The sequence below is a fragment of the Bartonella sp. P0282 genome, from assembly GCF_048452985.1.
GTDB lineage: Bacteria > Pseudomonadota > Alphaproteobacteria > Rhizobiales > Rhizobiaceae > Bartonella > Bartonella choladocola.
On record NZ_WTFO01000001.1, the window covers coordinates 821,995 to 845,230 of the forward strand.

Below are 23,236 nucleotides of genomic sequence, written 5' to 3' on the forward strand. Positions count from 1 at the left end.
GTGAAATATAAAATTTTCCCTTCTTTGTGCGAAATAAAATTGCGTGTCGCTCACTTGTTGATAAAGCATCCGCGGTGCATTCAAAGCGGAAAACAAACCGTTGATCGCCGAAATCATGATTGCAATTTCAGTTAAGGCTAAATTTACCAAACTTGAGCTATGAATAACAAGGGTTTAAGGGATCAAGCGCTTAAAGCCCGAGATGTTTTAGTCTATCGCGTTTTGAGTAAAAGGCCGTGCAATGAATATGAATCGTTTATCGCTTATTTCCAATGAAGCGGGTGAAAAGCAATTTGCGCGACATCAACCACAAGAAATACAGCGCCAACAGATCACACTTTCGGATATTGCCGCACGGTTGCGGTCGGTTCACGAACAAATGAAAACGAAAGCGCCGGTCAAGTTGGAAAATGTTATGCCTTTTCCGAAAAAAAATAACGATGATGTAAAGGCTTATCTCGACGATATAGCACGCGCTTTGCTTAAAGAATATGAGGCAAGAAAAACCGGACAGTATGAACTCGTTCGCCATCTTGCCAGAATCGAGCAATTGCTTGAGGCAAACAAACGGGAACTTGAACAGACCGCAGAGAAAGACAAACAGGCATTGTTGAACGACATTGCCGGTGAAGTGCACTCGCGGTTAAAACAGGAACTGGCCGGGCAAACAAAAAGTTTGGCAGAAGAGAGCCGGAAAACCAATCAGGAAATATCGCGCCAATTGCGCGAAGCCGTTGCTGCGTCACGGTTTTCTGTTCAACTAGTTTCACTCCAGCGGCAAATTACAAACCTTCAGGCAACACTTGACGCCCATGACAAGTCACCAACAAATTGTTCGCACGAAGACAAGAGGAAGCATTTAGACGACGAGCTTCTGTCGAATATAAGCCCGCAACCATTGCCCGCAACGGATCGCGGACAAAATCATCATGATGTGAAGAAATCTTTCGACAAGCCGGTTATTCGCTTATTGGCTGAAAAAAAAACGCCAGAACAAATTCCGGAGCTGAATAAAACATCTGTAGAGCTTGATAAGTGCGAGCGTGAAGATGAAGTCGGAATAAAAAAATGCGAAATTGGTGATAGCACGCCGAAAAAAGACCTTCAAAAATGCGATGCAGAAACGACCGGATGCGGGCGGATAGTCAACACCGGACGGAAAAAAGATAAAGCAACGCGCGCAGGGAATGGAGATAACAAAACAAAAAGGACAATCACACGTGTGAGTGCGCTTTTGTTGATGGCGGCATTGGCTTATGGTTTGAACGGCCATTTCGATATGATCGACAATGCGTCGATTATTTCATGGCTACATTGATTGGCTTTAAAAACAGTTTTACGACATGAATTGTCGAATTTTTGATATATCTAATAAGCTGGCGGAAGTAACAATCGGTGTTCAAGTTATAAGATATATATTTTAACACTTATTGCGGCTTTTCTGGTATCAACCTTGAGAGACAAAACAAACAGCAGAATTTGGCAAAACAAAGGACCGTTTTCCCGTTAGGTGAGAGATGTGAGTATTTATTTACCGATAGCAGAAATGTCGCTCAATATGTTGATCCTCATCGGCATGGGAGGGGTTGTCGGTTTTCTTTCGGGAATGTTCGGTGTCGGCGGCGGGTTTCTGATTACGCCACTCCTTATTTTTTATAATGTGCCACCGGCAATAGCTGTAGGTACGGGGGCAAATCAGGTAATTGCTTCATCTGTTACCGGTGCGCTTACACATTTCAAGCGCGGGACACTCGACATTAAACTCGGCATTTTTCTTGTAGTCGGTGGCATATTGGGATCCTGCCTCGGTGTCGAATTATTTACTTTTCTGCGTAAACTTGGTCAGCTCGATCTTATCATTTCATTGCTTTACGTGGTTCTTTTGGGCGGCGTTGGCAGCCTTATGGCCATTGAAAGCTGGCGGGCAATCGTCAATGCAAGGAAGGGAAAGGTGGTTGTTGTTCACCGCCCCGGCCACCATAGTTTGGCACAGCGTTTGCCTTTGAAAATGCGGTTTCGCGCATCGAAAATCTATGTCAGCATTATTCCGGTTCTCGGCATCGGACTTGTTATCGGCCTACTTTCTTCGGTCATGGGGGTTGGCGGCGGCTTTATTATGGTTCCCGCACTCATTTACATGTTGCGCGTTCCGACCAATGTCGTTGTCGGCACATCGCTTTTCCAGATTACTTTTGTGACAGCGTTCACAACAATTCTACAAAGTATAACCAACCAATCGGTTGATATTGTGCTGGCATTTCTATTGATGGTTGGCGGCGTTATCGGTGCAACTTATGGAACAAGGATAGGTAGAAAGCTCAAAGCCGAACAGTTGCGCATGCTGCTTGCCATTCTGGTCTTACTGGTTTGCGCCCGTCTTGCATTCGAGCTTTTTGTTCGTCCCGACGATCTCTTTTCGCTAAGCTTTATCGGCGGGTAAAATGAAAACAGTTTTAACCGCAATAATGGTTTATCTGGCAGTCTTTCTGACATGTGAAACCGCCTATGGGGATACAGCTACAACATCTGCCGCACCGAAAGAAAATATACAGATCATTGTGACAACCAATGAAATTACACTGGATACCAATTTTGCCGGTCGCAACGTCTATATTGCGGGTGTTCTCGAAAACGCCGATCCTCAACTGAGACGTCAGGGGCGTTATGATATTATCGTTGTTATGGAAGGTCCGATACGGCCGATGGTGATGCGCGAGAAAAAGCGTAAGCTGGGTGTATGGGTGAATACGGATGCACTGACATTTGTAGCGGTTCCACAATCCTATGAAATGGCAACCACACGTGAAATCAGGGATATTACCAGCCCGATCAATTATAAAAGACTGGGGTTGGGGCTTGAATATGTTCCGCTGCGCGCAGAAACCGACGACGCGGATAAACTCAAATTATTCCGCGAGGAACTTATCAAAATCAAACGCGATCAACATCTCTACAGTGAAAATATCGGGGCCGTTACGTTCGGCTCGGCTTCGCTTTTTTCAGCGAATTTCAAATTGCCAGCCAATATCCCTGTCGGTCATCATACAATTCACGCTTATCTTTTCCGTGATGGCGAATTCGTAGAAACAGTGTCAACAGAGCTTGAAATTGTCAAAGCCCACACAGCCTATGCAATTTACCGTTTTGCTCAGGATAACAGCATTTATTACGGTTTTGTCGCCGTCTTTGTAGCAATGTTTACCGGCATTCTCGGGCGGTTGATTTTCCGCAAAGATTGATTGTTCGGTCAAGATGGTGTCGCAATTTTTTGATGAAACAGTGTGCCCCTGCCGTTTTATTTATGACTGTAACGATTATTTCATAGCGAAAAAACGATCGTTTAGCTTCTATCAATGAGAATACACAAGAAGGAATTATTGCGAAAAGAAAGATCGTTTTTGAATGGGATAAATGGTGTTCTTGCCTAAGAGACAGGCAATCAACGCCGATTTATCAAAAATATTGTAAAAAGCCTTGTGTGACAGATCAAGCCCGCCGGCATAGGCACCGAATGCCGGTAAAATCATCCGGTTCCCGTCGCTTGCAAAACAAAATCGTCTAACCGACATTCCCCGGCGGGAAATGCGAAGAGCGGGGTGAAGGTGACCGGCGATTTCCCCTTTCTGTGTTCCGGCAAGCGGTTCATGACGGAACAATAACGAGCCTATCCGGATTTCATGTGTCCATTGACCGGTAAATTCCGTTTTTTCATCATCGTGATTTCCGGCAATCCAGATCATCTCATGATGAGTAATGATGTCTTCAAGCAATTGCCGGTTTGTTTCAGAAAGTTGTAGAGACGCCTGATTATCATGGAAGCTGTCGCCCAAGGCGATAATTGTTTGTGGTTGATATTTTTCGACCACGGTTTTCAAACGTTTGAGGGTGCGTTCGCTGTCATAGGGTGGCAATAATTGGCCATGACGGGCAAAACATGATGATTTTTCAAGGTGAAGATCGGCAACGACCAACAGTTTTTCGGCGTGCCAATAGGCTGCGCCACTACAATCACAAGTAATTCGGGCATCATTGACTTTGACTGTAAAACGATCAAGTCCGGTTGTCATATTCACCAACAAGCCTGTTTCAGTTTTCAAGAACAGTATGGATGAGTTCTTCTGCTGCTTCCATTAAAATATTGTCTTCCGCGCTTCCCGGAATCATTTCTTTTCCTATTTCAAGCATAACCGGTAGCGCAAGTGGCGACATCCTGTCGATTGGCCGATGGATAATGTGATTTTTTATCCGTTTCAACATATCGCCAAGCCTTTTGATGTCTAAAAGTCCACGCGCCGCTTCCTGACGTGTCGCCTGAAGCAGGATATGATTTGGTTCATGCGTTCTTAAAACGTCAAAAATAAGGTCGGTGGAGACAGTCACTTGCCGTCCCGTCTTTTCCTGCCCCGGATGACGCCGGTTAATCAAACCGGCAATCATTGCGCAATTACGGAAAGACCGTTTGAGCAGATAGCTTTCATCGAGCCATGCTTCCAGATCATCGCCCAACATGTCTTCGGAAAAGAGTTCTTTTAATGAAAGGTTTCCGGCTTTTATCGCCTCGCCAATGTCGTCAAGTGTCCAAAGGCCGATCGAATAATCGGTAGCGACAAACCCTACAGGCTTCAAACCGGCGCGTTCGAGCCTGCGTGTCAACAACATTCCGAGTGTCTGATGGGCAAGCCGCCCCTCGAATGGATAGGCAACCAGAAAAGACCGGTTTTTCTCATTGAATGTTTCAATCAATAATTGATTGGTATCGGGCAGAATGGACGAGATTTTTTGTTGGCTTAACCATTTTTGAACCTGTTCAGGCAAAACATGCCATTCTTTCGGGTTTGCCAGCATTTTTCGCAATCTGTCCGCAAGATAAGTCGAAAGTGGAAAACGCCCCCCCATATAGCTTGGAACGCGTGCTTCCGGTTTTTTCGACAAGCTTACGTAACATTCATTTTCGCGAATAGCTTCAAAACAAAGAACGTGACCGGCAAAAATGAATGTATCGCCTTTCGTCAGACTTTCGAGAAAACTTTCCTCGATGCGTCCCAGCATTCTGCCACCGCGCATTGCAGTACTATTGCCCGCTTTGACAAGCCTGACATTGAGTTCGGCTGCTTCGACAATGGTTCCCATATTGAGCCGGTATTGCCGGGCAATTCCGGGATTGGAAACGCGCCAGCGGCCGTCTTTTGTAAGTCTTATTTTTGCATATTGCTCGTAAGCTTTAAGAGCATATCCACCTGTTGCAACGAAATTCAATGTTTCATCAAATGTTTTTCTTTTGAGCGATGAATAGGGTTCTGCGGTTTTGACTTCCTGATAAAGCTCGTCGGCATTGAAAGGTCCGGCGCAAGCCATACCGAGAATATGTTGGGCAAGAACGTCGATTGCCCCTTCACTTAAATGCGGGCTATCCTGTGCGCCGATATAATTTGCGTCAAGTGCAGCCTGACATTCGAGAACTTCAAAACAGTTTGCCGGAACAAGCACCGCTTTACTCGGCTCGTCCATGCGGTGGTTGGCGCGACCGATACGCTGGGCAAGTCTGCTTGCGCCTTTTGGTGCGCCGACATGAATGACCAGATCAATGTCACCCCAATCTATGCCGAGATCAAGTGTCGAAGTGGCAACGACCGCGCGAAGCTTGTTCAAAGCCATTGCTTCTTCCACCTTGCGGCGTTGCCCGACATCGAGCGAACCATGATGAAGTGCAATAGGCAAACTGTCTTCATTCATGCGCCACAATTCCTGAAACAACATTTCGGCTTGCGAACGTGTATTAACGAAAATCAATGTCGTATGCGCCGCTTTGATGAGGTCGAGGATGTCTTTGACCGCATAACGGGCAGAATGTCCCGCCCAGGGAATATGTTCTTCGGTTTGTAAAATTCTGATTTCAGGTTTTGCGCCGCCTTCAACGGTAACAAGACCGGCCATTGCCGATTTTTGTTTCTGGCTCACCAGCCAACGCCGTAAAGAATCAGGATCGGAAACGGTGGCCGAAAGGCCGATTGTTTTCAAATCCGGTCGCAATGTTCTTAAACGGGCAAGTGCAAGAGAAAGCAATTGTCCACGCTTGGACGTGACAAGCGAATGAAGTTCGTCAAAAATGACAGTATCAAGAGAGCCGAAAAATTTTTCGGCCTCGTGCGACGATAAAAGCAGCGACACTTGCTCAGGTGTTGTCAACAATATATCAGGTGGAATATATTTCTGTCTTTGTCTTTTATGTTGGGGCGTATCACCGGTACGGGTTTCGATCGCAATATCAAGCCCCATTTCCTGAACGGGTATTTTTAAATTGCGTTCAATATCCTGAGCCAAAGCTTTGAGGGGTGAAATATATAGTGTATGAAGATGACGGGTATGAAGATGATGGTGTTCAACATTTGAAAGATCAACCATGGAAGGTAAAAAACCGGCAAGAGTTTTACCAGCACCTGTCGGAGCAATAAGCAGAGTTGATTGTCCACTTTTCGAGCGTTTTAAAAGTTCGGCCTGATGGGGGCGCAGATTCCATCCTTTTTTCTGAAACCAGTTGTTAAAACGGTCAGGTAAAAGAGAATTTTCATCTTGCAGAAGTGAATTGCATTGATCGTGATACATAAAATCTATTTAATATGCGCGATTAAATTCGCCAAGTTACCGGTTAAGAATCATTATGAAGCTATATGTGATCAATCTTGATCGTTCACCAGACCGATTGGACCGCCTTGATAAAATTTTTAGGAAGTTGAATCTTGATTTTTCACGTATTCCGGCAATAGACGGGCTTCATCTTGATGAAAAATTCGTTGCCAATGTCAGGCAACACCAGCTATGGCCGGATCCGTTTACACGTGGGGAAATTGCCTGCTTTTTAAGTCATAAATTGGCAATCGAAAAAGTGGCAGCAGGAGAAGACGATTTTGCAGCCATTTTTGAAGATGATGTTATTTTGTCGGAAGACGCCGCCGAGTTTTTGAAGAATGACGATTGGATTCCCGAAACTGCAGATGTTGTCAAGATTGAAACTCATGGTAAAAAGGTCTGGCTGGGAAAGTCGATAGCCGTGAAAAACGGTTATAGCGTTGCGCCATTGAAAAGTCGGCATATCATGGCTGCGGGCTATATAATTTCAAAACCGGCAGCAAAACGACTAGACGCAATGATGGTACAAATAACATTTCCGTTCGACCATTTTCTTTTCAACCCGAAATGTCACGTATTTGAAAAATTTGAAATGTGGCAACTTGATCCGGCAATTGTGCGGCAAGCCGGTTTGGAAAGTACTCTTTCCGTTGATCGTACACAAATTGCCATAGTCAACAAACAAAGCCGACGCGCATCAAAAACTTTCAGGCGCGAGCTAAAACGGTTTTTTTCGCGCGCAAAAACCGGCCTTTGGGGCATGTCTATCAACCTTTTTACGCGAGAAAAATGGAAACGGGTCAAATTCAAACCTTGAGTTTTTCGCCCATCAGACAGGATTGAACGGTAAAATTGCTATTTTTGAATTGTTGCGAAGTTCAATTTCGCATTGCCTGAGGGGACATGTAAAAGCTTATGCATTCACGCAATCGGAAAAGCATGAAAAGCAATGATGCATTATCCCGATCGGGCTATATCGACTGTTGATTTTTCTGTCTCGACACCGATTTCAACGTTTGAATTCCATTGCCCAATAAATATAATTGGGGCGCTTCGGTGATGTGGCCTTTGCCAGACCATAATAATGAAAAGACGGATAAAGCATATTGCTTCTGTGGCCGGGGGAATTCATCCACACATTATAGGCAGCCGAAACCGTTGAACGTCCGGCACACAGATTTTCTCCTGCTGCCCCATGAATGCCGAATTTACGCAAACGTGTGACAAAATCATTACCCGAACTGATTGTGTGGGCAACCTTTTGAGCATAAGCCATAAGATTGGCCTGATCCTGAGCCATTTTTTCCAATTGGCTATCAGGTGCGAGAGGGCCACGATCGTTTTGGGCTCGCAAAGCGTTGATGAGACTTGTCGGATCTTCACCGTCGGCAAAAGCCGGAATTCCTCCTGCTGTGCCAATCATGAAAGCACCGGAAAGAACAAAAAAATTTCTACGTGTCAGCACAATATCACCTGATTATTAAATAGGCTCATCAACAACGGGGGTTTTAAAGTCCGATGCCGTGAAAAACAATAGGTCGCAAACGCCCTGCCATTCCAATGCACCGAAAATTATGAGCCGGCTGAATTTATTAACAGATGTTTATGAATATTCTTTGGCAACGTCAAAATTTTTTAAGGCTTTTGTTTTTCAAGTGTATTTATTATCGACCACCATTCCGGAAAAACAGCGTTTCACCGTGTTTGCCACGACATTTCGCCCAACAATAGCGTGCTTGCATTTTTCAATGGAAAAGGGAAAGCAAAACCTATTTGATCCAACTTAAAATACGCATGATAATAAATATCGGAACAACAATTGCAGCGCCGACGATCAGAACATTAAAGAGCTTTTCAAATGCTTCAAAACCCATTGACCATAACGAGGTGAAGAAATGGCTGATTTTCCAGACAACATCCATTGGTGTCCAGCCGAGAAGCGTCATCACAATGCCGACCAGAATTGAAAAGACGAGTAGTTTGATAACGACGCGTCCAGGTGTATCTCCAAGAAATGAATTGAGCGGCTTTGACATTGACTATCCCTCAAAGGTGCAGAATAAAACCTTAAATAGGTCTCGACGGTTTAAAGTTCAATCTCCATCATTTTCAGCCTCCAAACAATAACAGCCAGTGTCGAATTAGCAAATTTTCCAAATCCGGCTCTCGTCAATATCTCTTTCTTCCAAATTGGATGAGACGATCGCCTTAAATAGTCTTTCAAGGCCATTCCATAACTTGATGGAAAGATCGGGGCGTATGCTTTATTCAGCAAAACTGCTTTCTCGGCTGAAAAAAAGCAGGATGAAGCGCAAAGCAGCAGAATGGGCTTTAACAAGAACGCCAGTCGCGAATACGAACATAGAAGCAATGATACTTTCCGTACCATTGCTGTTTTTGTCTGACAAACACGATGCGGCCTCTTTACAGAAGTTTTTTAACGCTTGTTGTTTTTTGTCGATTTTTCTTTTTTCACCTGCTTTTCAAGCTTTCCGCCTTTCAAAGGTGGTGTCACTTCCTTTGCAACGTCACTTGCCCGTTCATGATCTACAGGTAATTTTCCCATTTTTTACTCCCGAAGCTGATTTGAATGAAACGAAATAGACACATAATTGTTCCGGTTAAATCGTATGGTGGCGGTTTTTAAACAGCTTGAAGTCGGCGGCATTTATGTCTAGTGGATTAACCGCAACAATTGATATAATGTGGGCATATGAGTGATTTTTTCTCTGAAAACAGTGCTGCAACCAATGCGGTAGAATATACGGTTTCCGAAATATCGGGCGCGTTGAAGCGTACGGTAGAGGATCAATTCGGCCATGTTCGGGTTCGCGGTGAAATTTCGGGATATAGAGGGCCGCACGCATCCGGTCACGCTTATTTTGCTTTGAAAGATGATAAAGCGCGCCTTGAAGCTGTTATCTGGCGTGGCGTAATGGGCAAACTCAAATTCCTTCCCGAAGAAGGAATGGAAGTGATTGCTACCGGTAAACTCACGACCTATCCCGGATCGTCCAAATATCAGATTGTCATTGATAGCCTTGAACCGGCGGGTGTCGGCGCATTGATGGCGCTTCTGGAAGCAAGAAAAAAGAAACTTGCCGCCGAAGGACTATTCGACGAAGCCAATAAACAATTATTGCCCTTTATGCCCAAGGTAATAGGTGTTGTCACTTCGCCGACAGGTGCTGTTATTCGCGATATTATCCATCGCATTTCCGACCGCTTTCCCCTTCATATTGTTGTTTGGCCGGTGCGTGTTCAGGGAGAGACGTGTGGGGCCGAGGTTGCAGCCGCAGTTTCAGGCTTTAATGCTTTGGAAGAAGGCGGGCCAATCCCGAAGCCCGATCTTATCATTGTTGCGCGCGGTGGTGGCAGTCTTGAAGACTTATGGGGCTTTAATGATGAAATCGTTGTAAGGGCTGTTGCCTCTTCACTCATTCCGGTAATTTCCGCTGTCGGCCACGAGACTGATTGGACATTGGTGGATTATGCGGCAGATGTGCGTGCACCAACGCCGACCGGTGCCGCGGAAATGGCAGTTCCCGTCAAAGCGGAATTGGAGGCAAGCGTTGCTTCTCTTTATGCGAGATTATTGGGGGGAATTTCCCGCCAATTCGATTTTCGCAAGCAAAAACTTTATAGCGCAGTGCGTGCACTTCCTTCTGTCGACCAGTTGCTCGCACTGCCGCGCCGCCGTTTTGATGAGGCTGCAAGCAGGCTGGAACGGTCTCTGACAGTAAATTCCGAAAAGAAAAGACAGGATTTCAACCTGTTGGCGCGCGGGCTTTCACCGCATCTGGTTACCAATCTTATCAATCAGAATCGCCAAAAGATAAGCCATATGGCCTTGCGACTTGAACAGGCATTTATTGCATTAACAATAGGAAAAAGACAAAAGCTCCTATCGGTGACGAGGAGTTTCAACCCGCGACTTGCCGAAACCATTATGGATAAAGCCAAAGAAGCCGGTTTGTTTTATTTCATGCGCCTTCAAAATGCTTATATTCTCATTGTTGAAAAACAACGCCAGAAAGTTGACATGGCGTCGCGGCTATTAAACTCGGTTTCTTATGAAAAGACACTTGAACGCGGTTTTGCGCTGGTTCTCGATACAGAAGGAAAGCTTGTCAAAAACGCGCGAGAAGTTCCTGAAAACGGGTTTTTGAAAATCAGATTTTCTGACGACACGATTGACGCAACAACGGTTCACAAAACTCACCAGCCGGCAAAAAAACAAAAACGCCATCCGATTGACGATGACAATCAGGGGGATCTCTTTTGAAAGCTCTGGCAGAAGGGCTAATGCTTGGTGCTGACGGGAAAATCCGTTGCGCATGGGCGGGCAAGGACGCGCTTTATTTAGCCTATCACGATCATGAATGGGGCAAGCCTGTTTACGATGACAATCATTTGTTCGAGAAAATTTGTCTGGAAGGATTTCAGGCCGGTTTGTCATGGTTGACAATATTGAGAAAACGGGAAAATTTTCGCAATTCATTCGATGGGTTCGATTTTAACAAAATCGCTTTTTATGACGAAGAGAAAATAGATGAACTAGCGAAAAATCCGGGTATTATCCGCCATATCGGAAAAATCCGGTCGGTAGTGAACAATGCCAAATGCGCTCGTAAACTTGTTGAAGAAAAGGGAAATCTCGCCGATTATTTCTGGTCTTTTCAGCCGCCCGAATCCGAACGGTTCAAACATGTCGATTATGCAACGCTTAAATTAAATCCGATAACGCCGGCTTCAATCCGCCTTTCAAAAGATTTGAAAAAACGCGGGTGGAGCTTTGTTGGCCCCACAACCTGTTATGCTTTCATGCAATCAATCGGCATTGTCAACGACCATATCGAAGGTTGTTTTTGTCGCTGAAAGCCGCTTTTCTCGGCTGTTTGGAAACACCAAATTTTCTTGGTAAAGCGGACTTATTTTTTCTCCCCATTTTCCTGTGGTGCTGAAGTCAGACTTTTTTCGACTTCAAAACGGGTGAATTTTATTTTTTTGGCAAGATCTGCAAAATGACTATTCAAGTAATCCTGAAAACGGGCAGATGTCAGGCTTCCTTCTGCCGTTCCTGTGTTGGAGCCGAACAGAAAACTGTGGCTGGATTGATGTCTTATGTCGAGAATACCGGCATCAACAAGTTCGTTTTTGTCGATATGGATAAAATTTGCACCGGCCACAGGTAACTTCTCACGGGAGAATAAATCGCTGAAAAAGGTATCGTGCCCGTTTTCGCCCATCGAGACACGAGCATTTGCGTCGATATTACATTCAAGGCCGGTCAATATATAATCGCCTGGAGCAATTGGAGAAAATGCTGTCGCAATTGTTTTATTGGTGAGCTTTTCCGAAATCGTCTCAAAGGTTACTTTACCGAGGAACCATTTATCCGATTTGCCAAGAATCCATTTGGTTTGCGAAATCGCTTTGTCGGATAAACCGGCAATTGTATAATTATCTCTACCGGAATAAACATTTGTATAATTTTTCTGGTCAAGCCTGTCACCAACGATTTGCCGCAAGCGTATTGTTGTGCTTTGGCAAAACCGGCCTTCATAAACGACTCTGACAGCAATGGCCGCACCTTTTTGGGAAATCGTATTCTGGAAGAAATTAACAGCTTCATCGCTATTAATGTCATTTTTTTTGGAGTTCGTGCAATCGGCACAAAAAATACACAAAAAAACCAATAACAAAGTCCGATAATGCGGCATTTTCTCTACCCGAAGCTTTCCGTTTAACCGGATACACTGGGTAACAGTATATCGTTGGAAATAAAATGGGTTACCGCGATCAAGCCGGATTATAGCTGAAGAAGATGTGGATAAAGCGTGGTCATTAGCCACTTAAACGCGAATGGACATAACAGATTGGGAATGACGGAAGGGCAAAAGCGGATATTCAATTGTGATTTTACCAATAAACTTTAGCGGGCATGGAATGCATGCCTTGCCGCTTGGTTCACGATGAGTTACAAACCAACACCCTTTCAATTGCAGAACAGTTTTATTGGCAGGAATAAAATGGCAGACAGACAGGTAAAAACGATAGCACGCGTTCCTCGCGGGTTTGTTGATCGCACGAGCGCGGAACTCGACGCAGCAGAAAAGATGATGTCGGTTATTCGTAGCGTCTATGAACTTTACGGGTTTGAAGCGGTTGAAACACCGATTTTTGAATATACTGATGCGCTGGGAAAATTCCTGCCCGATCAGGATCGTCCGAATGCCGGTGTTTTTTCTATTCAGGATGATGACGAACAATGGATGTCATTGCGATACGATCTGACGGCGCCACTTGCACGTTATTTTGCCGAAAATTTTGAAAGTCTGCCAAAGCCTTATCGCAGTTATCGTGTTGGCTGGGTCTTCCGTAACGAGAAGCCGGGGCCGGGACGTTTCCGCCAATTCATGCAATTTGATGCGGATACTGTAGGAACGCCGACTGTTGCGGCTGATGCCGAAATTTGCATGATGGCTGCCGATACGATGGAACGGCTTGGTATAGAGCGCGGCGATTATGTCGTTCGGGTGAATAACCGCAAAATCCTTGATGGAGTGTTGGAGCTGATCGGCCTTCAAGGCGAAAACAATGCGGAAAAAAGACTGACTGTTCTTCGTGCCATCGACAAGCTGGACAAGTTCGGCTCTGAGGGCGTGAAGCTGCTCCTCGGTAAAGGCCGTCTGGATGAGAGTGGCGATTTCACCAAGGGAGCCGAGCTTTCGGATGAAGCGATTGCCAAGGTTCTTTCTTTTATCAATGCCGGTGCTGACAATGGTGAGGCAACCCTTGCCAATCTTGCAAAGGTGGTTGAAGGAAGCAGCCGCGGCAAAGAAGGCGTTGATGAACTACAGGATATGCTGGCACTTTTTACGGCAGCGGGCTATGAAAAACGGATCAAAATTGACCCGTCTGTTGTTCGCGGGCTTGAATATTATACAGGACCGGTTTTCGAGGTCGAATTGTTATTCGATGTTGTCAATGAAGACGGACAAAAAGTTGTTTTCGGTTCGGTCGGCGGTGGCGGGCGATATGACGGGTTGGTATCGCGTTTTCGCAGCGAACCGGTTCCGGCAACCGGTTTTTCAATCGGTGTTTCGAGATTGATGACAGCCTTGAAAAACCTTGGCAAACTTGATCTTGATGAAAAAACAGGACCGGTTGTTGTTTTGGTGATGGATAAAGACCGGACATCGCTTGAACGCTATCAGAATATGGTTGCCCGGCTTCGTAATGCCGGTATTCGTTCCGAACTTTATGTTGGTGGTTCGGGCATGAAAGCGCAAATGAAATATGCCGATCGCCGTCATGCCCCTTGTGTTATTATTCAAGGTTCGCAAGAACGGGCTGAAAATCAGGTGCAGATCAAGGATCTTGTTGAAGGTGCAAGATTGTCGGCTGAAATTGAAGATAATAAAACGTGGCGTGAAAGCCGTCCCGCACAAATTACAGTAGACGAAAATAAAATGGTCGACGCGGTTAAAGAAATTCTCGCCGCGCAAGATCGGAAATAGATAGTGTCAAGCGGGAAAGATATGACCGAACCCGAAATAAAAACGAAAACAATTGAAGAGTTTTTTGCAAATAATAATTTGCAGACGGTATCAATTCCTATTTTACAACCGTCCGAACCTTTTCTGGATATGGCGGGAGAGGATTTACGCCGCCGCATTTTTATGACGGAAAATGAAAATGGCGACAGTTTGTGCTTGCGTCCGGAATTTACGATTCCGGTTTGTATAAAACATATTAAAACAGGTGCGACAACGCCGCGCCGTTATGCCTATATTGGCGAAGTATTCAGACAAAGCCGTTCCGGCGAAAACAGTTTTTATCAGGCAGGCATAGAAGATTTGGGCGATGTTGATGAAGCAACAGCCGATTCACGCTGTCTCTATGATGCCTTGTCTCTATTGAAACATATATCCGGAAATCCCGCATATACAGTCTTGTTGGGCGACCAGAATGTTTTTGCCTCGGTTCTTCAGGAACTCGGTATTGTTCCGACATGGCAAAAAAGGCTGCTGCGCAGTTTCGGAAACGCCAGACAATTGCGTGATCTTTTGCATATTCTGGCCGAGCCGAAAAGCGAACAAAGCTTGCCTGCTGATCTTATGAAGCTTGTCGAGGCTCAGGATGAGGCAGCTTTGACCAATTATATTGAAGGGGAAATGCTTGACGCGGGCATTTCGCCATCTGCCGGACGCAGCCCGACAGAAATTGCCAGACGCCTTTTGGAAAAACAGCTTTTATCGTCGGTGAAGCTGACCAAACCGGTATTGGAAGCTTTGGAAGAATTTCTGTCTATCCGCTTGGCTCTTGATGAAGCCGAAGAGGCTCTTTTCGAGTTCGGGAAAAAACACGAACTGGTAAGCGACCATTTTCTGATGCCGTTCAAAGCACGAAATCGCGCTTTTTCAAACAGGGGGATTGCTCTTGAAAGCTTGCAATATGATGCAGCTTTTGGCCGTCCGCTTGACTATTACACCGGATTTGTTTTTGAAATCCGCCGTGACAGTGATGTCATGATCGGTGGCGGTCGCTACAACCGGTTAATGACAATGTTGGGAGCCGACAGACCCATACCGGCGGTCGGTTTTTCGGTCTGGCTCGACAGACTTGCGAATGGCGAAGCCAACGGAATTGGAGTTGAAAGCAGGGAAGGGAAATCATTATGACAGTTACACTCGCGCTTCCCTCCAAAGGCCGTCTTAAAGATAAAACACTGGAAACTTTGAAAGACGCCGGTTATCAGATCGCGCTTGCCGATAACGAACGTAATTATCGGGCAACAGTCGCCAACGATAAAAATATCGATATTCTTTTTTTATCGGCTTCCGAGATTGCTCGTGAACTTGGCTACGGGAATGTTGATCTTGGCGTCACGGGACAGGATTTGATAAACGAAACGCTTGCTCATCCCGAAACAAAAGTCAAAGTTGAGGTTCCGCTCCGTTTCGGTTTTGCCGATGTGGTGGTGGCTGTTCCTGCTGTTTGGCATGATGTTGTAACTATGGCCGATCTTGATGATGTTGCTGCGGAATTTCGCCAACGGCACGGAAGGCGACTTCGTATTGCGACAAAATTCTGGCGTTTGACACAACAATTCTTTTCGCAAAAACATGGAATACAAGTCTATCGCATTGTCGAAAGCCTGGGTGCGACCGAAGGTGCTCCGGCGGCCGGTTCAGCTGACATGATTGTCGATATAACATCGACCGGTGAAACGTTAAGAGCAAACAGGCTCAAAATATTGGATGACGGTGTCATTCTCAAATCACAAGCGTCACTTGTTTCGGCATTAAGAAGCCGTGAAAAAAAGGAAGTTCAGGCAATTATTGAAAAATTGCGCCATGTTGTAGATAAAAAAATCTAAAAGCCGAAAAAGAGAATAAAGCCATTTTCAGTTTTTAAAATCAAACAATAACGTTCAATCAGACAATAGCGTTCAATCAAATAATAACGTTCAATCAGACAATAGCGTTAAGAGCCTCAATTCCCGTGAGGTCAAAAAACGCAAATGTCATAATAATAAGCAGTATCACAAGAATGATTGCTGCAATCAGCAAGATAAAAAAACGCGATCTTATACGGCGTTTTTCAGAACAAGCAGGATCTGACCGATCAGCCATTAATTTTAGTCATCATTGCTGGAATTCAAACGGTCGGGACTTGTGCCTGCACCCGGTTCTCTTCCCAAATATCCCAAGTCTTGAAGCGATTTTTTAAGAAAAAGCTCTACTGCTTCTGCCTCACTTTTTATTTTATGATTGTCACGCAAGAAGTTTTGTAGTGCCGACAATGTCTGTGCATCAAGATTGAACGAAATACCCATATAGACCTCTTTAATATATCAAAAATATATAAAAAGCTCCTGCGCAGAAACGCAGGAGCTTTGATTGAAATTATTTCTCGCCTTTGAGAACTTTCAAAATGTTCTGCGGAGAGGATTCACCATAAGGATCGGTTTCGCAATTATCTGAAAAGCCTTTTTCCTCGAACCATTTTTCGACAACGCCATCATTGACAACAGCCGCATAACGCCAAGAACGCATGCCGAAACCCAAATTGGATTTGTTGACAAGCATACCCATTTTACGGGTGAATTCGCCATTGCCATCAGGAATGAGCTTGATGTGTTGCAATTTATTATGTCTGCCCCAGGCGTTCATGACAAAAGCGTCATTGACGGCAAGGCAATAGACTTCATCAATGCCCAGTTTTTTAAATTCCGGATAAAGTTTTTCAAAATCCGGCAACTGGTAAGTCGAGCATGTAGGGGTGAATGCGCCCGGCAAGGAGAACAATACAACGCGCTTGCCCTTGAAATATTCGTCAGTGTTGACATCCTGCCAACGGAAAGGGTTTGAACCCCCGATCGATTCATCACGAACACGCGTATGAAATGTCACATTTGGAACTTTTTGTCCGATCATTAATTTGCTCCTGTATTTTTATATCCTTCAGTCTGCCCGAAAAGACAGACAGTGTGAGCCGGAATTCACATAAGAAAGGTAAGAGATCAGTCGTTAACTTGCAAGCGCACCTCCGGAAGATTGATAATTTTACACTCGATATTTTCGATTAATCGCTTTAAATTGATCGCATCAAAGAACATATGGTGATGGATATGGCGATTCAGACAATTTCTACGACTGCCTTTGACGATCAAAATCCCGGAACTTCAGGATTGCGGAAGAAGGTAAAAGTTTTCCAAAAGCCGAATTACGTGGAAAACTTCATCCAGTCTATTTTCAATAGCGTTGGTGATGTTTCCGGAAAACTCTTTATTCTCGGAGGCGACGGGCGATTTTTTAATAAAGAAGTCATCCAGAAAATTCTAAAAATGGCTGCGGCCAATAAAGTTGGCCATATCAAAGTCGGATTGAACGGTATTTTGTCGACGCCGGCCGCTTCCCATCTTATCCGAAAATATAAGGCATTCGGCGGCATTATTTTGTCGGCAAGCCATAATCCGGGCGGGCCATCCGGTGATTTCGGTATCAAATACAATATTTCCAATGGCGGTCCTGCACCGGAAAAAGTAACAAAAGCCATTTTTGAATCATCGAAAAATATCACCTCGTATAAAATAGAAGATTGTGGCGATATCGATATTGCGAAGTTGGGAAAAACGCAAATCGGCTCGATGGTTGTCGAAGTTATTGATCCGGTTGTCGATTACGCAAATCTGATGGAAGAATTGTTCGATTTCGACCTCATCCGCAAAGCCATTGCCGGTGGTTTGACATTCCGCTTCGATGCATTGAATGCTGTGACCGGTCCATATGCCCATGAAATCTTCGAGAAACGTCTCGGCATGAAAAAGGGAACAGTTGTGAACGGTACACCGCTTCCCGATTTCGGCGGGCGCCACCCTGACCCCAATCTCGTCCATGCCCATGATCTTTATGAATTGATGATGTCGGAAGACGGGCCTGATCTTGGCGCTGCATCCGATGGCGATGGCGACCGCAATATGATTGTGGGGTGGAAACGGTTTGTCACTCCTTCCGATTCTCTTGCCATTCTCGCGGCCAATGCAAAGCTCGTTAAGGGCTATCGCAATGGTATTGCCGGTATTGCACGCTCTATGCCGACAAGTGCCGCAGCCGATTATGTGGCCAAAAAACTTGGTCTCAATATTTACGAAACACCGACAGGCTGGAAATTTTTCGGCAATTTGCTGGATGCCGGAAAAGTAACATTTTGCGGCGAGGAAAGCTTCGGTACCGGTTCCAATCATGTGCGTGAAAAAGACGGTTTGTGGGCAATATTGTTCTGGCTCAATCTGCTTGCGGCAACCGGTAAAAGTGTAAGCGAAATTGTCGAGCAACATTGGCAACTATTCGGTCGCTCCTATTACACCCGTCATGATTATGAGGAAGTCGACCAGACAGCCGCAAAAGCTCTTATAGAGGATTTGCGCTCACGTCTTGGGAAGCTTGCCGGAACCGATGTTGCAGGGTTGACGATTGCCAAGGCTGACGATTTTTCATACCACGATCCGATTGATGGCTCGGTCAGCGAGCATCAGGGCATTCGCATTTTCTTTGAAGGTGGCGGTCGTATTGTCTATCGCTTGTCAGGGACCGGAACAGCCGGTGCGACTGTCCGCGTTTATATGGAACATTATGTTGCCGATCCTTTGAAACAGGATGACGACCCGCAAGAAGCACTTGCGGCATTGATTGTTGCAGCCGACGAGCTTGTCGATTTGAAGAAAAAGCTCGGTCGTGATGCACCAAGCGTTATTACCTGAAAGTAACAGGCAAAGTGCAAAGGAAAAGCCTTTCCTGCCGCTTATTGCTTTTTGAGATGTTTTTTAATTGCCATCTGCAATTTTATTGAACGCATATCAACTCCGAAAAAAAGCCCTGTAGATTTTACAGGGCTTTTTGAATGCTATTCAAGAAAACCGGACGAAGCTATCAACTTCGTCATGTTTCATGTCATTTCGGATGAATCATGTCTTCCGGCTTAACCAGACGATTATAATCTTCCTCGGACACACCGGCCTTTAAAGCTTCTTCGCGCAGTGTCGTGCCATTCTTATGGGCAGTTTTGGCAATCTTTGCGGCCTTGTCATAACCGATTGCCGGTGCAAGTGCAGTGACCAGCATCAAGGATTTCTCAAGAAGATCATGAATGCGTGCTTCATTGGCTTTGATACCTTTTACACAGTGATCTGCGAAAGAAACCATGCATTCCGACAAAATTTTGATTGATTGCAAAACATTGAATGCGATAACCGGTTTATAGACATTGAGCTCGAAATGTCCCTGACTTGCGGCAACGGTAATCGTTGTTTCATTGCCAAATACCTGACAGGCAACCATTGTCATCGCTTCGCATTGTGTCGGGTTGACTTTGCCTGGCATAATCGAAGAACCGGGCTCGTTTTCCGGCAAGCTCAATTCACCAAGCCCGCAGCGTGGGCCGGAGCCCAAAAGACGAATATCGTTGGCAATCTTGAAAAGATCGGTTGCCAAAGCATTGAGACTGCCGTGGAAATTGGTAATTGCACCATGGCTTGCCAGAGCTTCGAATTTGTTATCGGCGGTTTCGAATGCAGCACCTGTAATGTCGGTGACTGCTTCGACGAAATCCTTGTCAAAACCGATCGGCGCATTCAAACCTGTACCAACAGCCGTACCACCCTGAGCAAGTTTCAAAACGTCCTGCAAGGAGGCTTCGATACGTTTACGGTTATGTTCGAGTGCTGCACGATAGCCGGAAAATTCCTGCCCCAGCGTAATCGGGGTGGCATCCTGTGTGTGGGTGCGACCGATTTTGATAATTTTGGAAAATTCTTTTTCCTTATCTTTCAACGCAATCGTTAGATGGTCGATCGCCGGAAACAGCTTATTGATGGTCTCCAAAGCCGCCGAAATATGGATAGCTGTCGGGAACGAGTCGTTTGATGATTGGCTCATATTGACGTGGTCATTGGGGTGAACAGGCTTTTTGGAACCCATTTCTCCACCGAGCATCTCGATAGCGCGGTTGGCTATGACCTCGTTGACATTCATATTGGTTTGCGTACCCGATCCGGTTTGCCAAACGACGAGTGGAAAATTGTCATCAAGCTTGCCGTCAATGACTTCATCGGCTGCGGCAATAATTGCTTTCCCAAGTTCCGGCGAAAGCTTTTTGGCTTTCATATTAGCCATTGCGGCCGCTTTTTTAATAATTCCCAAGGCGTGAATGAGCGGCAGTGGCTGCTTTTCGCCGCCGATTTTGAAATTATGTAAAGAACGCTCTGTTTGCGCCCCCCAATAATGGTCAGCAGGAACCTCGATCGGACCGAATGTATCCGTTTCTGTACGGGTTTTTACCATGATAAAACTCCTCTTTGGTTGAGGAGACGATAGACCAAGAAAAGCCTTGAGAAAAGCCTTAAACAGTTCAAGATCTATTTGTTGAACGGCTTTTTATACATATTTTGGTGAGGAAAAATCGGCCACAACAATAGCTCGTCAAAGAACAAAGCGGATATATGAAATTCTGTTCGTCGTTTTCATATGAAATGCGCTTTTAAACATGTGAACCGCAAGAAAGAGCAGGCGTTCCGGTCCTGAAACCGGAGTTTGGCGATAAAAGCCGGTTGCCGTTTTGAAACAAGGAAAAGAGTTCAAATATCGAAGGCCGGTTGCAATTCCGGATAAACAGAAAAAGATTTATAAAACATCTTCGGCTTTTAGCTATTTTCCCCTTGATGAAAGTTAAAAGGGGTGAATGTTTGGCCTCACTTTTAAAAGTTATATTCGCCCGTGAACTGGCAAGACATTTCTCTGCAAAACAACCTGATCGCCACAAAAAAACGGGCCCGAAGGCCCGTTCATGAATGTAGTCGAGGACGACTTTATCAGAAGTCCATACCACCCATGCCGCCGCCCGGCATTGCAGGCATTGGAGCCTCTTTCTTCGGCAGTTCGGCAATCATAGCTTCGGTTGTAATCAACAATCCGGCAACGGAAGCAGCGTTTTGCAGAGCAGAACGAACAACCTTTACAGGGTCGACAATGCCCAGAGCAATCAAATCGCCATATTGGCCATTGGCTGTGTTGTAGCCGAATGTATCGCTCTTGTTTTCAAGAATTTTACCAACAACGATAGAAGCTTCATCGCCAGCGTTGGTCGCAATTTGACGGGCAGGAGCCTGCAAAGCACGACGAACGATATTGATACCGGCTTCCTGATCGGAATTTGCACCTTTTACCTTGATGTCGGCTGCTGCGCGCAGGAGTGCAGTACCACCACCGGCAACAATGCCTTCTTCAACAGCGGCGCGTGTTGCATTCAAAGCATCGTCAACGCGGTCTTTTTTCTCTTTAACTTCAACTTCTGTTGCACCGCCAACGCGGATAACAGCAACACCGCCTGCCAATTTTGCGAGACGTTCCTGAAGTTTTTCACGGTCATAATCGGATGTTGTTTCTTCGATCTGAGCCTTGATCTGGTTGACACGTGCATTGATTTCAGGCTTCTTGCCAGCACCGTCGACGATTGTCGTGTTTTCTTTGGAAACGGTAACTTTCTTGGCGCGGCCGAGCATGTCGAGTGTGACATTTTCAAGCTTGATGCCGAGGTCATCGGAAATAACCTGACCGGATGTCAGAATGGCAATATCTTCCAACATTGCTTTACGACGGTCACCGAAGCCAGGAGCCTTGACAGCAGCAATCTTCAAGCCGCCACGCAATTTGTTGACAACCAGAGTTGCCAAAGCTTCACCTTCAACATCCTCGGCAATGATAAGCAAAGGCTTGCTTGACTGGACAACAGCTTCAAGAACGGGAAGCAGTGCCTGCAAGTTTGAAAGTTTCTTTTCGTGGATAAGGATGTAAGGATCATCCAGATCGGCAACCATCTTTTCTGTATTGGTTACGAAGTAAGGCGAAAGGTAACCGCGGTCGAACTGCATACCCTCAACAACTTCCAATTCGGTGTCGGCGGTTTTCGCTTCTTCAACGGTGATAACACCTTCATTGCCGACTTTCTGCATGGCTTCGGAAATCATTTTACCGATTTCAGTCTCGCCATTGGCAGAAATAGTGCCAACCTGTGCAACTTCGGCTGAAGTTTTGATCTTCTTTGCTTTTTTCAGAAGATTTTCGACAACTTCATTAACAGCAGCATCGATACCGCGCTTCAAATCCATCGGGTTCATGCCGGCAGCAACAGCTTTTGCGCCTTCCTGAACGATTGCCTGACCCAGAACAGTTGCTGTTGTGGTACCGTCACCGGCAATATCGTTGGTCTTGGAAGCAACTTCGCGCAACATCTGTGCGCCCATATTTTCAAACTTGTCTTCAAGTTCGATTTCTTTCGCAACCGAAACACCATCCTTGGTAATTCGCGGTGCACCGAAAGATTTGTCGATCACAACATTACGGCCTTTAGGACCAAGTGTTACCTTCACGGCATTGGCGAGAATATCGACGCCACGCAACATACGTTCGCGCGCATCGCGGCCAAATTTGACTTCTTTTGCAGCCATTTCATATCTCCTTGGGAATTATCCCGGAATTGTTTTTTAAAATTTATGGGGAAATGGCTATCAGCCGAGAATACCCATAATGTCGGACTCTTTCATAATCAGAACGTCTTCGCCATCAAGCTTGACTTCGGTTCCTGACCATTTGCCAAAGAGAACGCGGTCGCCTGCTTTAACGTCAAGAGCAACGAGCTTGCCGCTTTCATCACGTGCACCCGGACCAACAGCGAGAACTTCGCCTTCCTGTGGCTTTTCCTTGGCTGTATCAGGGATGATGATCCCACCTGCGGTTTTTTCTTCTGATTCAACCCGACGAACGACTACGCGATCGTGTAATGGGCGGAATTTGGTTTTTGCCATGTCTTGAACCCTTAAATTGTTTAACTTTAATTAAACTCGAATTGTTTGAGGTCTTGCCTCGATTAGCACTCTCGATGTCAGAGTGCTAACTCATGAGAACAGATAAAAATTGCCCTTTATAATGTCAAGAAGGCGGTTTCATTTTTTTAGTGAATTGCTTGAGCCTTCCCGAATTTCGGTGAAGATATGAACTGTTTCCACCGGATAGGGCGGTTAAATCATGCTTGAAACACAGCTTTG

At 45.4% G+C, this 23,236-nt stretch carries 21 protein-coding genes; 10 read left to right on the forward strand and 11 right to left on the reverse strand.

The genetic code is table 11. From position 1 onward, the window contains the following. The first annotated feature begins 241 nt into the window (after positions 1–241). The 3 genes from GQS64_RS03625 to GQS64_RS03635 all read left to right on the forward strand — a co-directional run bounded on the left by GQS64_RS03625 (position 242) and on the right by GQS64_RS03635 (position 3,239). A complete protein-coding gene (locus GQS64_RS03625) occupies positions 242–1,318 on the forward strand; it encodes a hypothetical protein (RefSeq protein ID WP_198230655.1) in 1,077 nt (358 codons plus the stop codon). A 201-nt stretch (positions 1,319–1,519) separates the two neighbouring features. Continuing rightward, positions 1,520–2,440 carry a sulfite exporter TauE/SafE family protein gene (locus tag GQS64_RS03630; RefSeq protein WP_077990943.1) on the forward strand — a complete coding sequence of 307 codons (921 nt, stop codon included), beginning with the start codon at positions 1,520–1,522 and terminating at the stop codon, positions 2,438–2,440. A 1-nt stretch (position 2,441) separates the two neighbouring features. Then, a complete protein-coding gene (locus GQS64_RS03635) occupies positions 2,442–3,239 on the forward strand; it encodes a TIGR02186 family protein (RefSeq protein ID WP_198230656.1) in 798 nt (265 codons plus the stop codon). 135 nt (positions 3,240–3,374) lie between these two features. Here GQS64_RS03635 and pdeM read toward each other — a convergent pair whose 3' ends face one another. Continuing rightward, the gene (gene pdeM, locus GQS64_RS03640; RefSeq protein WP_198230883.1) at positions 3,375–4,067 is read right to left on the reverse strand and encodes a ligase-associated DNA damage response endonuclease PdeM; all 693 of its coding nucleotides are present in this window, start codon (positions 4,065–4,067) and stop codon (positions 3,375–3,377) included. Between the two features lie 19 nt (positions 4,068–4,086). Next, positions 4,087–6,603 carry a ligase-associated DNA damage response DEXH box helicase gene (locus GQS64_RS03645; protein ID WP_198230657.1) on the reverse strand — a complete coding sequence of 839 codons (2,517 nt, stop codon included), beginning with the start codon at positions 6,601–6,603 and terminating at the stop codon, positions 4,087–4,089. A 55-nt stretch (positions 6,604–6,658) separates the two neighbouring features. Between GQS64_RS03645 and GQS64_RS03650 the strand changes: the two genes are divergently transcribed. Further along, the gene (locus GQS64_RS03650) at positions 6,659–7,444 is read left to right on the forward strand and encodes a glycosyltransferase family 25 protein (RefSeq protein ID WP_077990947.1); all 786 of its coding nucleotides are present in this window, start codon (positions 6,659–6,661) and stop codon (positions 7,442–7,444) included. Positions 7,445–7,636: 192 nt separating this feature from the next. On the opposite strand, the gene GQS64_RS03655 is transcribed toward GQS64_RS03650, so the two are convergent. The 3 genes from GQS64_RS03655 to GQS64_RS03665 form a co-directional block, all read right to left on the reverse strand. Continuing rightward, the gene (locus GQS64_RS03655) at positions 7,637–8,092 is read right to left on the reverse strand and encodes a CAP domain-containing protein (protein WP_198230658.1); all 456 of its coding nucleotides are present in this window, start codon (positions 8,090–8,092) and stop codon (positions 7,637–7,639) included. A gap of 304 nt (positions 8,093–8,396) precedes the next feature. Continuing rightward, complete coding sequence (locus tag GQS64_RS03660; RefSeq protein ID WP_077990951.1) at positions 8,397–8,663, reverse strand: DUF6460 domain-containing protein; 267 nt, start codon at positions 8,661–8,663, stop codon at positions 8,397–8,399. Positions 8,664–9,064: 401 nt separating this feature from the next. After that, positions 9,065–9,193, reverse strand: a complete 129-nt coding sequence (locus GQS64_RS03665; RefSeq protein ID WP_255520144.1) for a hypothetical protein — start codon at positions 9,191–9,193, stop codon at positions 9,065–9,067. A 147-nt stretch (positions 9,194–9,340) separates the two neighbouring features. Between GQS64_RS03665 and xseA the strand changes: the two genes are divergently transcribed. Both xseA and GQS64_RS03675 read left to right on the forward strand, forming a co-directional pair. After that, the gene (gene xseA / locus GQS64_RS03670) at positions 9,341–10,912 is read left to right on the forward strand and encodes an exodeoxyribonuclease VII large subunit (RefSeq protein WP_198230659.1); all 1,572 of its coding nucleotides are present in this window, start codon (positions 9,341–9,343) and stop codon (positions 10,910–10,912) included. Positions 10,913–10,932: 20 nt separating this feature from the next. Then, complete coding sequence (locus tag GQS64_RS03675; protein WP_198230884.1) at positions 10,933–11,505, forward strand: DNA-3-methyladenine glycosylase I; 573 nt, start codon at positions 10,933–10,935, stop codon at positions 11,503–11,505. Positions 11,506–11,558: 53 nt separating this feature from the next. Here GQS64_RS03675 and GQS64_RS03680 read toward each other — a convergent pair whose 3' ends face one another. Further along, complete coding sequence (locus tag GQS64_RS03680) at positions 11,559–12,350, reverse strand: hypothetical protein (protein ID WP_198230660.1); 792 nt, start codon at positions 12,348–12,350, stop codon at positions 11,559–11,561. A 309-nt stretch (positions 12,351–12,659) separates the two neighbouring features. On the opposite strand from GQS64_RS03680, the gene hisS reads away from it, so the two are divergent. Genes hisS through hisG form a run of 3 tightly spaced genes read left to right on the forward strand, consistent with a single transcriptional unit; the run spans position 12,660 to position 16,012 of the window. Further along, complete coding sequence (hisS, locus tag GQS64_RS03685) at positions 12,660–14,150, forward strand: histidine--tRNA ligase (RefSeq protein WP_198230661.1); 1,491 nt, start codon at positions 12,660–12,662, stop codon at positions 14,148–14,150. A 21-nt stretch (positions 14,151–14,171) separates the two neighbouring features. Next, positions 14,172–15,314 (forward strand): ATP phosphoribosyltransferase regulatory subunit, encoded by a 1,143-nt coding sequence (locus GQS64_RS03690; RefSeq protein WP_198230662.1) that lies wholly within the window; start codon positions 14,172–14,174, stop codon positions 15,312–15,314. Further along, on the forward strand, positions 15,311–16,012 hold the full coding sequence (gene hisG / locus GQS64_RS03695; RefSeq protein ID WP_077990956.1) for an ATP phosphoribosyltransferase: 702 nt from the start codon (positions 15,311–15,313) through the stop codon (positions 16,010–16,012). Before GQS64_RS03690 ends, hisG begins: the two co-directional genes overlap by 4 nt. 261 nt (positions 16,013–16,273) lie before the next feature. Here hisG and GQS64_RS03700 read toward each other — a convergent pair whose 3' ends face one another. Then, positions 16,274–16,471, reverse strand: coding sequence for a hypothetical protein (locus GQS64_RS03700; RefSeq protein WP_077990957.1), 198 nt, complete (start codon positions 16,469–16,471; stop codon positions 16,274–16,276). A 70-nt stretch (positions 16,472–16,541) separates the two neighbouring features. Then, on the reverse strand, positions 16,542–17,072 hold the full coding sequence (locus GQS64_RS03705) for a peroxiredoxin (protein WP_075870321.1): 531 nt from the start codon (positions 17,070–17,072) through the stop codon (positions 16,542–16,544). Positions 17,073–17,266: 194 nt separating this feature from the next. Between GQS64_RS03705 and GQS64_RS03710 the strand changes: the two genes are divergently transcribed. Then, positions 17,267–18,898, forward strand: coding sequence for an alpha-D-glucose phosphate-specific phosphoglucomutase (locus GQS64_RS03710; RefSeq protein WP_198230663.1), 1,632 nt, complete (start codon positions 17,267–17,269; stop codon positions 18,896–18,898). Positions 18,899–19,088: 190 nt separating this feature from the next. Here GQS64_RS03710 and fumC read toward each other — a convergent pair whose 3' ends face one another. From fumC to groES, 3 genes are all read right to left on the reverse strand, one after another. Continuing rightward, complete coding sequence (gene fumC, locus GQS64_RS03715; RefSeq protein ID WP_198230664.1) at positions 19,089–20,477, reverse strand: class II fumarate hydratase; 1,389 nt, start codon at positions 20,475–20,477, stop codon at positions 19,089–19,091. A gap of 527 nt (positions 20,478–21,004) precedes the next feature. Next, a complete protein-coding gene (groL, locus tag GQS64_RS03720; protein WP_077990969.1) occupies positions 21,005–22,639 on the reverse strand; it encodes a chaperonin GroEL in 1,635 nt (544 codons plus the stop codon). Between the two features lie 60 nt (positions 22,640–22,699). Further along, on the reverse strand, positions 22,700–22,996 hold the full coding sequence (gene groES, locus GQS64_RS03725; protein WP_075870318.1) for a co-chaperone GroES: 297 nt from the start codon (positions 22,994–22,996) through the stop codon (positions 22,700–22,702). Between the last annotated feature and the right edge of the window lie 240 nt (positions 22,997–23,236).